We start from the raw sequence: 13,240 nt of genomic DNA, 5'->3' as shown, positions 1-13,240 counted from the left end.
ATTAGTGGGCGCTGGCAGCCGATGCGGCGGCAGAAGCGGCAGCGGCGGGCGCTGGCGCTGGCGCAGCTTCGGCCTTGGCCGGCACGGCAACGGCTGGGGCGCCTGGCTTGACTTTTTGCAAGCCTTCCACGATCACGCGGTCGCCTGCGGCCAGGCCGGAGGTCACCAGCCAGTTGGTGCCGACGGTACCGCTGGTGGTCAGCACGCGCTGCTCGACCTTGTTTTCCTTGTTCAGTATCATGGCGGTGGCCTGGCCCTTCTGGTTGCGCGTCACGCCCACTTGCGGCACGGTGATGGCTTTCTCGTCCACGCCCGTTTCCAGCTGCGCGCGCACGTACATGCCTGGCAGCAATTCACCTTTCGGGTTCGGGAACAGCGCGCGCAAGATCACATTGCCCGTGGTCGGATCGACCGTCACGCCGGCAAACTGCAGCTTGCCCGATTCGCCGTACTTGCTGCCGTCCGGCAAGATCAAATCGACCTTGGCCTGGCCTTCGCCCACTTTTTTCAGCGAGCCGTCGGCCATCTGGCGTTTCAGGCGCAGCAGGTCGGTGCTCGACTGGGTCACGTCGACATAGATCGGGTCGAGCTGCTGCACGGTGGTCAGCGCTTCGGCCTGACCTGCCGTGACCAGCGCGCCGGCCGTCACGCTCGAGCGGCTGGTGCGGCCGCTGATCGGCGCCGTCACGGTGCTGTAGCGCAGGTTGATGTTCGCCGTTTCCAGCGCCGCGGTGGCGGACTCGACATCTGCCTTGGCTTGCTCGAAGGCGGCGACGGCATCATCGTATTCCTGGCGGCTCACGCCTTCGATGGCCACCAGTTCCTTGTAGCGCGACGCTTTCGGACCGGCCGTCAGCAGGTTGGCCTTGGCTTTCGACAGCGCGGCCTTGGCCGAATTGGCGGCGGCCTGGTAAGTGGCGGAATCGATTTGATACAGGGCCGTGCCCGCTTTCACATCGCTACCTTCGACGAACAGGCGCTTCTGGATCAAACCGCCCACTTGCGGACGCACATCGGCGACCTGGTAGGCATTCGTGCGGCCGGGCAATTCGGCGCTCATCGGCAACGCGGCCGGATTAACAGTAAACACGACCACCTGCGGCGCTTGCTGCGCGTGAGGTGCTTCCTGTTTTTTACTGCAGCCGGCCATGATTACAGTGGCGCACAGAACGGCAATAGCGCCGCTCGTACGCGGCGACGTCAGGGAAAAGGTTGGTTGCATCTTGGACTTTCTGAAAAAGAAGCTGGCTAGTGTCGTTAGAAATGACTAAATTTATTAACGCAGATCAAAGAATGAACGATCATTCTAAAATCGTCAAGCATCGTTACAATTGAAACAAAGTAACCTATAAGCGCTTAATGTTGCTAATGATGCAATTTAATGGTGACAACAACAGCAGTGGCGCACCAGCAGAATCCTTCGAAAAACAGGCTGGCGGTGGCAAAACGGCAAAGCGGGAAAGTTGGAATGAGTGATTACTTTAGCAGGGTCAAGATTTCTTTGCTGAACAGATCGAGACGGACGCAACAGCGCACCCTGGCGGCAGGCACGACGCAGTAATTATTTACCAATGGTATCGAAAAGACATGCTGCGGCGGACGCGCTACTATATTGACCACAGCGTGGCGAAGCGAGGACGCGATGACGACAGCACAGGCGCAAGGAATGGCGCAAGACGATGGCGCGGGCGGCCTGGACGCGCCGCCACTGCTGTCGACGGGCATCCCCGGCCTCGATACCATACTGACGGGCGGCCTGCTGGCCGAGCGCCTGTACCTGCTCGAAGGCGTGCCCGGCACAGGCAAGACCACCCTGGCGCTACAATTTCTGGCCGAGGGCGCGCGCAGCGGCGAGTCCGTGCTGTATCTCGCCCTGGCCGAATCCGAGATCGAATTGCGCGCCGCCGCCCTGTCGCACGGCTGGGACCTGGCCGGCATCGCCATCGAAGAAGTGGCGCCCAGCGACGATATCCTCGACCCCGAGCGCCAGTACACGATCTTCCACCCGTCGGAAATCGAACTGGCCTCGACCAACCAGCGCATCCTGGCCGCCATCGAAAAACACCGCCCGGCCCGCCTCGTGCTCGATTCGCTGTCCGAACTGCAGCTGCTGGCGGAAAACCCCCTGCGCTACCGGCGCCAGGTCGTGGCCTTGAAACAATACCTGGCCAGCCGGCACTGCACCACTTTGCTGATCGACGACCGTTCCGCGCTCGACGACGGCTTGCAAGTGCGCAGCGTGGCCCATTGCGTGATCTCGCTGGAACTGCAAAACCAGGACTACGGCAATGACCGGCGCCGCGTGCGCGTGGTGAAATACCGCGGCGTGCCGTTTCGCAGCGGCACGCACGACTACAAGATCGCCCGCGACGGCCTGGTCGTCTATCCGCGCCTGGTGGCGGCCGACACGCGCCGCGATGGCGGCCACCGGCGCCTGTCGAGCGGCGTGCCTGAACTCGACGCCATGATAGGCGGCGGCCTGGAAGAAGGCATGAGCACCCTCCTTTCCGGCCCCGCCGGCAGCGGCAAGTCCACCCTGGCGGCGCAATTCGTGCACGCGGCAACAAAGCGCGGCGAACCGTGCGCCATGTTCCTGTTCGAGGAAGCGCGCAGCAAGCTCCTGAGCCGGGCCGACAGCGTGGGCATGCGCCTGCAGGAGGCGCTCGACACGGGTTTGCTGAGCGCACAGCAGATCGATCCGGCCGAACTGACGCCGGGCGAATTCGCCCAGGCCGTGGTCGACGCGGCGCAGCGGGGCGCCAAGGTGCTCGTCATCGACAGCCTGAACGGCTACATGCATGCCGTGCCCGATGAACGCTTCCAGAGCACCTACCTGCATGAACTGCTCAATTACCTGAGCCAGCACGGCGTGGCCACCCTGCTCGTCGGCGTGCAGCAAAACATGCTGGGCACCGCGATGACGACGGCGGCCGACGCCAGCTACCTGGCCGACAGCGTCATCATGCTGCGCTACTACGAAACGGAAGGCGAGGTGCGGCAAGCCATTTCCGTCTTCAAGAAACGCGACAGCGCGCACGAGCGCAGCATTCGCCGTTTCGAGATCAGCCCGCAGGGCATCCGCATCGGCCCGGCCCTGGCCGGCTTTCACGGCATCCTGTCGGGCTTGCCCACCATCGGCGGCACGCCTTTCCCCTAGGAATGCCATGGAGCAGCGCATCCTCATCTACGCGCCTGCCGGCCAGGATGCCGTCCTGGCCGGCACGGTATTGGCGGGCAGCGCCATCGCCAGCCACGCCTGCCGCTCGCCCGGCGAACTGGCCGAGCAACTGGCGCTGGGCGCCGGCGGCGTGCTGACGGTGGAAGAGGCGCTGCATGCTGGCGTCTACTCCGTGCTCGACGCCCATGCCCGGCAGCAGCCGGACTGGTCCGACTTGCCCATCATCCTGCTGACGCACGCGGGACTCGATTCCCTGCCCGTGCGGCAAGCTATCTCCACCCTGGGCAACCTGACCCTGCTGGAACGCCCCGTGCACATCCTGACCCTGATCACCTCGGCGCACGCCATGCTGCGCGCGCGCCAGCGCCAGTACCAGTTGCGCGAGACGCAGCGGCGCAAGGACGAATTCATTGCCAGCCTCGGGCATGAATTGCGCAATCCGCTGGCGCCCATCAAGTCGTCGGTAGCCTTGCTCAAGCACCTGTTCCCCGCATCGGCGCAGGTCGGCAAGGTCAGCGACGTGATCGAGCGCCAGGTGACGCACCTGACGCGGCTGGTGGACGACTTGCTCGACGTGGCGCGCATCACCAGCGGCAAGGTCCTGCTGCAGCGCAAGGAGTTTGAGTTACAGCAAGTGCTCGAGCATGTCATCGAACTATGCCAGCCAGCGGCCAGCAGCCGGCACATCCGCATCACCCTCGCCATGCCGCCGCATGCCGTGACATTGCACGCCGACTATGCCAGGGTGGTGCAGATCTTTGCCAATATCGTCTCGAATGCCGTGAAGTTCACGCCGGACGGCGGGCTCATCCAAATGACGGCGTGCCTGGCGCAGGGCCAGTTGCAGGTGATCATCGAAGACAATGGCATCGGCATCGACCCGGACGCCATCGCGCGCATCTTTTCCATGTTCGAACAGGGACGCACGGTGGCCGGCCAGATGACCAGCGGCCTGGGCATCGGCCTGAGCCTGGCGCGCCAATTTGCCGAAATGCATGGCGGCAGCATCGAGGCCTACAGCGACGGCCCCGGACGCGGCAGCCGCTTCATCGTCACCTTGCCGGCCAGCGCCGGTGGTGCCCCGCCCGCCGCGCCACCCGCCGCCGGCAGCGAGCCGGATGCCAGCGCGGGCCAGCCCGTGCCAGTGCTGGTGGTCGATGACAACCGCGACGCGGCCGATTCCTTGCAAAGCCTGTTCCAGCTCGAGGGCTATGCCGCCCAGGTCGCGTATGGCGGCGCGCAGGCGCTGGCAGCCGTCGATGAGATATGGCCGCAACTGGTCGTGATGGATCTGGGCATGCCAGACATGGATGGCTACGAAGCGGCGCGCCAGATCCGCCAGCGTGCGCACGGGCGCGATGTGCTGATGATCGCCTTGACGGGCTGGGGCCAGGGCGAGGCGCGCGTACGCACGGAGCAAGCCGGTTTCGACCATCATCTGACGAAACCCGTGGATTTCGACGCCATCGCCGCCCTGCTGCGCGCGCACCTGGCGCGGCAGGAAGGGACGGTTACGCAAACGCCATAGCGTTTATTTCCATTTGCCGCGCAATTCCTGCACCTTTTGCTGCAGCAATTCCGGCGTGGCCGCCTCGGGCGCCACGGGCATGCCCACGGCCAGCGACAGACGCGAGCGCAAGCCCGCCTTGAAGGCGCGTTCGAACAAATGGCCGTTGCGATGGCTCAGCAAATGCCCCCACAAGCCGCGCAGCGCCAGCGGAATCACGGGCACCTTGCTGCGCTCGACGATCTTGGCAATGCCGCCCTTGAATTCGCTGATCTGGCCCGTGCGCGTCAGCTTGCCTTCGGGGAAGATGCACACCAGCTCGCCTTCATGCAGCGCTTGCGCGATATCGATGAAGGCCTTTTCCATGAGGAAGGGGTCTTCCTTGGCCGGCGCGATGGGAATCGCCTTGGCCGTGCGGAAAATCCAGCCCATCAGCGGCATCTTGAAGATGCGGTGGTCCATGACGAAGCGGATGGGGCGCGGGCTGGCAGCCATGATGACGATGGCGTCCACATAGCTGACGTGGTTGCACACCAGCACGGCCGCCCCTTCCGCGGGAATGCGCTCGCCATCAACGACTTTCACGCGGTGCACGGTCTGGATGAGTATCCACGCCAGGAAGCGCATGAGAAATTCCGGCACCAGCGAAAAGATGTAGGCGGCCACCAGCGCATTCAGAATCGCCGTGACGAAGAACAACTGCGGGATGGTGAAACCTTTGCCCAGCAGCACGATGGCCACGCCGGCCGCCGCCACCATGAACAGCGCGTTGAGGATATTCATGCCGGCGATCGTGCGCGAAATGTGTTTCGGGTCGCAGCGCGTCTGGATCAGGGCGAACAGGGGCACGATGAAGAAACCGCCGAACACGCCGATCATGACGATATCGATCAGGATGCGCGGCACGCCCGCCTGGCCCACAAACGCCAGCGCATCGACCACCTGCGTGTTGACATACGCATTGCTGGCGAAATACAGGTCGATGCCGAACAGCGACAGGCCGATGGAGCCGAACGGCACCAGGCCGATTTCGATCTTGTGGCCGGAAAGGCGCTCGCACAGCAGGGAACCCGTGCCGATGCCGACGGAAAACACGGTCAGCAGCAGCACGAACACGCTGTGGTCGCCATGCAGGAAATCCTTCGAATACACGGGGAACTGGGCCAGGATCAGGGCGCCGTAAAACCAGAACCAGGAGTTGCCCAGCATGGCCAGGAAGACGGGGCGGTTCTTGCGCGAAAAATTCAGGTTGCGCAACGATTCGGCGACGAAGTTCAGACTCACCTTCAAGTCCGGCTCCGGCGCCGGCGTGCGCGGCACGCGGTAGCTGGCGATCAGGCCGAAGACGGCCACGGCGATCGTCGCGCCGGCCACCAGTTCCACGCCCAGCGGCTTGTGCACGATCAGCACGGCGCCGAGAATTTCACCCAACAAGATACCGACAAACGTCCCCATCTCGATCAGGCCATTGCCGCCGACCAATTCCTCGGGTTTCAGCTGCTGCGGCAGATACGCATACTTGACGGGGCCGAACAGGGTCGAATGCACGCCCATGCCGACCACGGCGGCCACCAGCAGCCACAGGGTATGCGTCATCCAGCCGGCGGCCGCCACGGCCATGATGGCCAGCTCCATCCATTTGACGAAGCGGGCCAGGCCCGCCTTTTCGAATTTATCCGCCAGCTGGCCCGCCGTGGCCGAAAACACGACGTAGGGCAGGATGAATAGGCCGGGTATCAGATTGGTGATGGTGGACGGGTCGAGCGTGGTCCAGCTCAGCGCATCGTAGGCGAGGATCACCATCAGGGCCGTCTTGAACAGATTGTCGTTGAAGGCGCCAAAGAACTGGGTCCAGAAGAAAGGCCCGAAACGGCGCTGCGACAATAAGGAAAACTGGCTGCTTTGACTCATGGCATGGGGAACCGGCAATTAAGGAATGGCTAAAATACAGCACTATCTTGCGCGCGACAATCTGAATGTCGTCATATTGCTTGGCGTCAATACGGAAAAGCGCCTGCCACGCCATGCTGGCCATGTCTTCCTGACGCCGTCCCCGGTACTTGCCCTGACACAACAGAAATCGCCTGTCTCTTGATAATAAGGTAATGTGCGCATACTTAGGGCGCCTTCGCCCTGCCCTTCCAGGAAAGCTACTCCATGTTTGGATTGATCACGCTGTTCATCCTAGGCTTGCTGATTACCGCCTTCGTGCTGGCATTGCAGTACCGCAGAAAGGTGGCCGATCTGGAGCTGCTGACGGCGCGCCTGCGCAAGGAAGTCAGCGGCATCGAGCAGCGCCTGCAAGCGCTGGAAGGCCAGACCGACGCGCCAGTTGCCCCGCCCGCCAAGGAGCGTGTTGTGCCGGCGCCTGTGCCGGCGCCTGTACCGACTGCCGCGCCGACACCGACACCGGTGCCGCAAGCGGCCAGGACCGAGCAGGTCGAACTGGCAAAGGCCGCGCCGGCTCCCGCCAAACCAGCACCCGCCAAGCCTGCTCCCGCCGCTGCCAACACCCCCTCCTGGATCGCGCGCCCGGATGGCCTGTTTGCCAAGGCGAAGAACTGGCTGTTTACCGGCAATCTGGTCGCCAAGCTGGGCTTGCTGATCCTCTTCCTCGGCGTCAGCTTCCTGCTCAAGTATGTGTCGGCGCAGGTCACGCTGCCCATCGAGTTGCGCCTGGCCGGCATCGCGCTGGCCGACATCGCCCTGCTGGCCTGGGCCTGGCGCATCCGCATCAAACGCCCCGGCATCAGCTTGCCGCTGCAGGGCACGGCGCTGGCGATATTGATGCTGGTGACGTTCGGCGCCTTCCGCCTGTATGAACTGATCCCGGCCGGCCTGGCGTTTGCCGTGCTGTTCGTGCTGACGGCGTTCACGTGTTTGCTGGCCGTGCTGCAAAACGCCGTCTGGCTGGCCGTCTTCGGCATCGTCGGCGGCTTTGCCGTGCCCCTGCTCGTGTCGACGGGCAGCGGCAACCATATCGGCCTGTTCAGCTATTACGCGCTGCTCAACGCGGGCGTCTTCGCCATCGCCCTGAAACGCGCCTGGCGCGTCCTGAATGTGCTGAGCTTTGGCTTCACCTTCGTCGTCGCCACCACCTGGGGTCTGCTGCGCTACACGCCCGAGCACTACCTGTCGACGCAACTGTTTTTGCTCCTGTTCGTGCTGTTCTATATCGGCATCGCCATCGCCTACTGCGCGCGCCAGGCGCCGCGCTTGAAACACTACGTGGATGGCACGCTCGTGTTCGGCACGCCGCTGGCGGCCATGGGCCTGCAATACGGCCTGGTCCGGCACTTTGAATTTGGCCTGGCGTTTTCCGCGCTGGCCGCCGGGTTGACCTACACGGGACTAGCCGTGACCCTGTGGCGCAGGAACGGCTTCAAACTGCTGGCCGAAGCCTTCCTCGTGCTGGGCATCGTGTTCGGCACCCTGGCCATCCCGTTCGCCCTCGATGGCCGCTGGACGTCGGCCGCCTGGGCGCTGGAAGGCGCGGGCATCGTCTGGGTCGGCTTGCGCCAGCGCCAGACCCTGGCCTGGGCCTTCGGCCTGCTGGTGCAGGGGGCCGCGTGGATTGCCTTCCTCACCGCCATGCAGGACCTCAATACGGCATCGGCCCTGCAGGCCAACATCTGGCTCGGCTGCGCGCTGCTGGCCGCCGCCGCGCTGGTGATGGCCTACAATTTCCGCCGCCATGGCAGCCACTTGCATCCGGAGTTCATGAGCAGCATGTCCGTGCTGTTCCTGACCGCCGCCACGGTCTGGCTGCTGGGCGGTGTCTGGAGCGAGATCCTGCTGCGCACGGACGCCGCCACGCAACTGAACCTGCTGACGCTCAGCGCGCTGGCAGTGGCGGCCCTGCTGGCGGTGCTGGCGCGGCGCGAACAATGGCATGCGCCGCGCGCGCTGCTGCTGGCCGTGCAGATACTGGCCGGCATGGTCATGCTCAGCCACGCCAGCTGGGCCTGGGACCAGCACCCGGCCAGCCTGTTCGGCGGCTCCTTCCTCAGCGCACTGCTGCTGGGTGGCGCCGCCTTTGCCAGCGCCCGTTTCCTTATGCTGCGCGCGCGTGGCGGCGACGAACTGCTGGCCTTGGCCGCGCGCCCCCTGCTGGTCTGGAGCGGCTTGCTGTGGTTTGCCGCCATCCTCGTGCCCTTCACCAGCTGGCTGCTGCGCCTGATCGACGGCGACCTGACCATGCAGCCGCACGCGGGCGAGCACTGGCTGGCGCTGTACCTGATCGCCGTGTCCGTCACGACGCCCGTATTCGCCATCCTGGCGCGGCGCCTCGATTGGCCGCAACTGCGCTGGTTGACCGTGGCAGCCTGGCTAGCCCTGGGCCTGTGGAGCGCCAAGCTGCTGCTGGCGCTGTATGTGCGCGACTACCTGCCGACGGGTTTGAGCTGGCTGGCGCTGGCCTGCGCACTGGCGGCCGGCGAATACCTGCTGCGGGCCTGGCCGCAAGCGGGCTGGCCACTCGACGTGCGCGCACTGCGCCTGCTGCATACGCTGCGCACGGCCGCGCCATGGCTGATGCTGTGGCCCGTGGGCGCCATGCAGGTCGGTACCTGGCTGGCGCGGCATGAAGACAGCGTCAGCCCCGCCTGGGCCCGCTACTTGCCGGCCTGGGCCATGATGCTGGTACTGGCCTGGCTGATCCGCCGCTGCCGCGCCGGCGCCTGGCCGGTCGCGCCGATTGCCGCGTGGTACCAACGCACCTTGATACCGCTGGGCGCGCTGTGGTCGCTGCTGCTGATCGCCGCCTGGAATCTGCTCGACGACGGTTCCATGGCACCGCTGCCCTACTTGCCGCTGCTCAATCCGCTGGACCTGAGCACGGGCTTTGCCGTGCTGCTGGCCGTTGCCAGCTACCGTTTATTCCCTGCCGGTCAGATCCCGCTGCCGTCCCTGTGGCAGGCGCGCTTGCCCGTCGTGGCCGCGTGCTTGCTGTATGGCTGGTTCAACCTGATGCTGCTGCGCACGGTGTCGCACTACCTCGGCGTGCCCTACACGTTTGACGCCATGCTTGCCTCGCAGTTCGTGCAAGCGATGCTGTCGCTCGTGTGGAGCGTCACGGCCCTGCTGCTGATGCGCCATGCGGCCCGTCAGCAGCGACGCCAGCAATGGAGCATGGGCGCCGTGCTGCTGGGACTGGTTGTTGTGAAACTGTTCCTGATCGACCTGTCGAACGTGGGCGGCATCGAACGCATCATCTCTTTCGTGGGCGTGGGCTTGCTGATGGTTGTGATCGGCTACCTGGCGCCTTTCCCCAAGGCTGCCGCAGCAGCGCCAGCCGAACCGCAACCGGGAGCCGCATGAAACCCATATTCATCTGTTGCAGCCTGCTGCTGGCAGGCGCCGCGCTGGCCGCGCCCGGCCAGGACCGGCCGCAGGACTATCGCTGGAGCATGCCCATCCAGTCGCCGGCCGGCGCGGGCATCGTCCAGCTATCGTTGCCCAGGGAAGTCTACCTGCACGCCAGCTCGGCCAGCCTGGCCGACCTGCGCCTGTTCGACGCCGACGGCAAGCGCCTCGCCTATGCCATCGGTGCACCGCCCGCGCAATCGGCCACGCAGCGCACGAACATTCCCGCCCATATCTTCCCCGTGACGGGCACGCCGGCAACTGGCGATGGATTGCAAGGCATCGATATCCGCACAGCCGACGATGGCCGGCTGTTGTCGGTCAGCACGCGCGCCGGCACGGCAGCGGCCACGGCCGCACTGCAGGCGCTGATCCTCGACCTGGGCAAGCAGGCGCAAGACAAGCGTATCGCCGCCCTGCGCTTCACGCCGCCGGCCCGCACGGACAATTACAGTGCGCAAGTGCTGCTGGAAGTGAGCGACGACCTGAAGCAATGGGACGCCATCGGCACCACCACCCTGAATTGGCTCAGCAACAGCGACACGCAAACCCTGGCCAACGACAGCATCGCCTTTGCGCCGCGCGCATTTCGCTATGCACGCCTGAGCTGGCAAGCGGGCGAACCGCTGGCCTTCGCGGCGATCACGGCGCAAGCCGTCAGCGAAACGGACATCGCCGCGCCGCGCGCCAGCGTCGTGCTGCAAGGCGTGCCCGGCAAGCAGGACAATGAATGGCGCTACGCCACGCCCCTCGCCATTCCCGCCAACAGCATCGCCCTGCAATTGACGCAGACCAATACGGTGCTGCCCGTGACCCTGGGCGTGTATCGCCAGAACAGCTATGTTCCCCGGCATCGGCTGCACCTGCGCCAGCAGGCACGTCCAGCGCAAGGCGCGTATTTCGATCCCCTGCTGAGCACGACGTTTTACCGCATCGGCCTCGATGGCAAGGAACGGATCTCGGGCGACCTGGCCATGCCCGTGACGCAGACCGGAGAATGGGTACTGCAGACATCCACGGAACACCCGCTCTCGGCCGGCAATGCACCCGCTGTGCGCCTGGGCTGGACACCCGCCACTGTCGTCTTCCTGACCAGCGGCAAGCCGCCCTATCAGCTGGCATTCGGCAACAGCAACGCCGCCGCCGTCGCGCAGCCGCTGTCGCAGGTGGCGCCCGGCTTCAAGGCAGACGAATTGCTGGCGCTCAAGACGGCCAGCGCCGGCCCGCTCCAGCCCAACGCTGGCGCGCAGGCCCCTCCACGCGCCACCAAGGACGGGGTGCCGTGGCGCCTGGCCGCACTGTGGGCGGCACTGCTGCTGGGCGTGGGCGTGCTGGGCTTTTTTGCCTGGCGCCTGCTGACGCAGATGAAAGAGGAACAAGGCAGTACGGACAAGCAGGAACATTAGCCGCTTGGCCGCGCCATTGCTGCCTCACTGCCGCAGCAACGCCTTGAACGTCTGCGGCATCCAGGGACGCGCCGCCAGCATGAAGCTGATGGCCAGACGCTCGTCGCCAGGCAGACGCGCGTCTTCCTGGTGCTGCTGCGAAAATTCCACCGCGACTTGCTTCAAACGCTCCAGCAAGGCTGCCGTGGATTTCTTCGACAGCATCACGTTCACCAGGCGCAGCAGTTCCGTTTCACCATCGAATTGCGAATTCAGATAGTCGCCATAGGCTTCCTTTTTGAAATATGTGTGGATCGGGCCATTCGGTATCCAGGCGAAGGTGCGCGCCACCAGCAGTTTGACCCGGTTATTCGGCAGCAGTTCCAGGAAACCGATTTTATCCAGGCGCAGCAGGTATTTCACCGCTTGCGCTTCGCTGATGTCGTAGATGGCGACGATCTGTTCCAGCGGCAACAGGTTCAGGGCGGAGACGGCCACCACGAACAGCCGGGTGTCTTCGATGATTTCCTTTTCCTGCGCATACGTCAGTCCCGTGATCAGGGTGGGCGCGGCCTGGGCTGACTGCACGGCCAGCGCCAGCTGCTGGAAATCGCTGCCGACGGCGACCAATATCTGGTCCAGCCGCTGCAGGGTAAATTGCTTCTGCGAAAACATCCGCTTGACGCTGGCTTCGGACACGCCGATGCGCTGCGCCAGCTCGGCATACGTGACGGCGCGCGCCTTCAACAGGCGTTTCAGGGCCTCAATCAGTGCGTGGGTTTGCGGCATGCACTTCCTTTATAAAAATAGCATCGGTTCCAGCGGCAAAAAAGTAGCGCAATACGCTACCTGCGGTATGCCTGCCCGCTACGAGTAGCGTTTTCATTGACCAATTGCCCACAGTCTACAATGATGGCGTTGCCACTTGGCACACTTGAAGGAGAAACACATGAAACGCCTGCTGCCCCTCTGCCTGTCCCTGTCGCTGCTGACGCTCTGCGTGGCCGCCCCCGGCCTGGTCCACGCCGCCGCCTCGGAGAACCTGTCGAAAGGCTCGCAAAACCTCAGCCAGGGTTCCGCCATCGTCGTCGCCGGGTCCATGTCCATGCTGGTCGCCTCCGGCCAGGTCGTCGTTGCCAGCGTGGAAACAGTGGGCGAAGGCATCGTCATCGTGCTGAAAGGCGCCTCCGAAGCGGGCGGCGCGTCCATCCAGATGAGCACGCAAGCGGCCAAGGGCCTGTCGCTGGCGGCCGGCACCGTGGTCAATGTGGTGGCGCTGTCCACCGGCCATATGCTGGTTCTTTCCGGCAAGGCCATCGCCTTCATTCCGAACGAACTGGGCAAGGCGCTGCTGCACCACTCCAAAGCGTAATACCGACAACAGGACCTCCATGAAACACCTACTCGCCATGACCCTGCTGTGCGCCGCCGCCATGGCGCCGCTGGCCCAGGCCAACTCCGATACCACCAACGCCTCCGACAACGCCAGCATGGCCTCGGCCATCGTCCTGGTCGGCTCCATGTCGGTGCTGGCCGCCGCCGGTGAAATCGTCATCGACAAGGTGGAAGACGTGGCCGACGGCAGCGTGCTCGTGCTCAAAAGCGCGGCCAAGGGCGCATCGTCCGCCGCCACGGCTTCCGTCAAGCTGAGCCAGAAGGCCATGCAAGGCCTGTCGCTGGCGGCCGGCACGGTAGTCAAGGTAGTGGCCGTCTCGACGGGCCACATGCTGATGCTGTCGGGCAAAGCCATCGCCTATGTGCCGAACGCGGCCGGCAATGCCATCCTCCACCATTCGAAAGCGTGAA

9 protein-coding genes are annotated in these 13,240 nt (G+C 64.6%); 6 read left to right on the top strand and 3 right to left on the bottom strand.

The genetic code is table 11. The features are described from left to right. Window position 1: 1 nt before the first annotated feature. Window positions 2-1,222, bottom strand: a complete 1,221-nt coding sequence (locus CBW66_RS01360; protein WP_086136292.1) for an efflux RND transporter periplasmic adaptor subunit — start codon at window positions 1,220-1,222, stop codon at window positions 2-4. 444 nt (window positions 1,223-1,666) lie between these two features. On the opposite strand from CBW66_RS01360, the gene CBW66_RS01355 reads away from it, so the two are divergent. Continuing rightward, entirely contained in the window at window positions 1,667-3,157 is a 1,491-nt protein-coding gene (locus CBW66_RS01355; RefSeq protein ID WP_086136291.1) for an ATPase domain-containing protein, read from the top strand. 7 nt (window positions 3,158-3,164) lie between these two features. After that, complete coding sequence (locus CBW66_RS01350; RefSeq protein ID WP_086136290.1) at window positions 3,165-4,706, top strand: ATP-binding protein; 1,542 nt, start codon at window positions 3,165-3,167, stop codon at window positions 4,704-4,706. 3 nt (window positions 4,707-4,709) lie between these two features. On the opposite strand, the gene CBW66_RS01345 is transcribed toward CBW66_RS01350, so the two are convergent. After that, window positions 4,710-6,596: an MFS transporter gene (locus CBW66_RS01345; protein ID WP_086136289.1), complete on the bottom strand. Its 1,887-nt coding sequence runs from the start codon at window positions 6,594-6,596 to the stop codon at window positions 4,710-4,712. Window positions 6,597-6,842: 246 nt separating this feature from the next. Here CBW66_RS01345 and CBW66_RS01340 point away from each other — a divergent pair, with 246 nt between their 5' ends. Further along, entirely contained in the window at window positions 6,843-10,004 is a 3,162-nt protein-coding gene (locus CBW66_RS01340; RefSeq protein ID WP_086136288.1) for a DUF2339 domain-containing protein, read from the top strand. Then, window positions 10,001-11,455 carry a DUF3999 family protein gene (locus CBW66_RS01335; protein ID WP_086136287.1) on the top strand — a complete coding sequence of 485 codons (1,455 nt, stop codon included), beginning with the start codon at window positions 10,001-10,003 and terminating at the stop codon, window positions 11,453-11,455. The genes CBW66_RS01340 and CBW66_RS01335 overlap by 4 nt, the downstream gene beginning before the upstream one ends. A gap of 24 nt (window positions 11,456-11,479) precedes the next feature. Here CBW66_RS01335 and CBW66_RS01330 read toward each other — a convergent pair whose 3' ends face one another. Next, window positions 11,480-12,223, bottom strand: coding sequence for a helix-turn-helix transcriptional regulator (locus tag CBW66_RS01330; RefSeq protein ID WP_230491979.1), 744 nt, complete (start codon window positions 12,221-12,223; stop codon window positions 11,480-11,482). 160 nt (window positions 12,224-12,383) lie between these two features. On the opposite strand from CBW66_RS01330, the gene CBW66_RS01325 reads away from it, so the two are divergent. Continuing rightward, window positions 12,384-12,806, top strand: coding sequence for a hypothetical protein (locus CBW66_RS01325; protein WP_086136286.1), 423 nt, complete (start codon window positions 12,384-12,386; stop codon window positions 12,804-12,806). Window positions 12,807-12,825: 19 nt separating this feature from the next. Then, complete coding sequence (locus CBW66_RS01320; RefSeq protein WP_139841529.1) at window positions 12,826-13,239, top strand: hypothetical protein; 414 nt, start codon at window positions 12,826-12,828, stop codon at window positions 13,237-13,239. Window position 13,240: the final 1 nt, after the last annotated feature.

The sequence above is a fragment of the Janthinobacterium sp. GW456P genome (assembly GCF_002127655.1).
GTDB lineage: Bacteria > Pseudomonadota > Gammaproteobacteria > Burkholderiales > Burkholderiaceae_D > Janthinobacterium.
The sequence above is the reverse complement of the archived record's forward strand: the minus strand, read 5'-3'. Positions and strand labels throughout refer to the sequence as shown.

Excerpts from the sequence above, each read along its gene's own strand:
- CBW66_RS01360 (WP_086136292.1), bottom strand. The coding sequence starts at position 1,222 with ATGCAACCAACCTTTTCCCTGACGTCGCCGCGTACGAGCGGCGCTATT.
- CBW66_RS01355 (WP_086136291.1), top strand. The coding sequence starts at position 1,667 with ATGGCGCAAGACGATGGCGCGGGCGGCCTGGACGCGCCGCCACTGCTG.
- CBW66_RS01350 (WP_086136290.1), top strand. The coding sequence starts at position 3,165 with ATGGAGCAGCGCATCCTCATCTACGCGCCTGCCGGCCAGGATGCCGTC.
- CBW66_RS01345 (WP_086136289.1), bottom strand. The coding sequence starts at position 6,596 with ATGAGTCAAAGCAGCCAGTTTTCCTTATTGTCGCAGCGCCGTTTCGGG.
- CBW66_RS01340 (WP_086136288.1), top strand. The coding sequence starts at position 6,843 with ATGTTTGGATTGATCACGCTGTTCATCCTAGGCTTGCTGATTACCGCC.
- CBW66_RS01335 (WP_086136287.1), top strand. The coding sequence starts at position 10,001 with ATGAAACCCATATTCATCTGTTGCAGCCTGCTGCTGGCAGGCGCCGCG.
- CBW66_RS01330 (WP_230491979.1), bottom strand. The coding sequence starts at position 12,223 with ATGCCGCAAACCCACGCACTGATTGAGGCCCTGAAACGCCTGTTGAAG.
- CBW66_RS01325 (WP_086136286.1), top strand. The coding sequence starts at position 12,384 with ATGAAACGCCTGCTGCCCCTCTGCCTGTCCCTGTCGCTGCTGACGCTC.
- CBW66_RS01320 (WP_139841529.1), top strand. The coding sequence starts at position 12,826 with ATGAAACACCTACTCGCCATGACCCTGCTGTGCGCCGCCGCCATGGCG.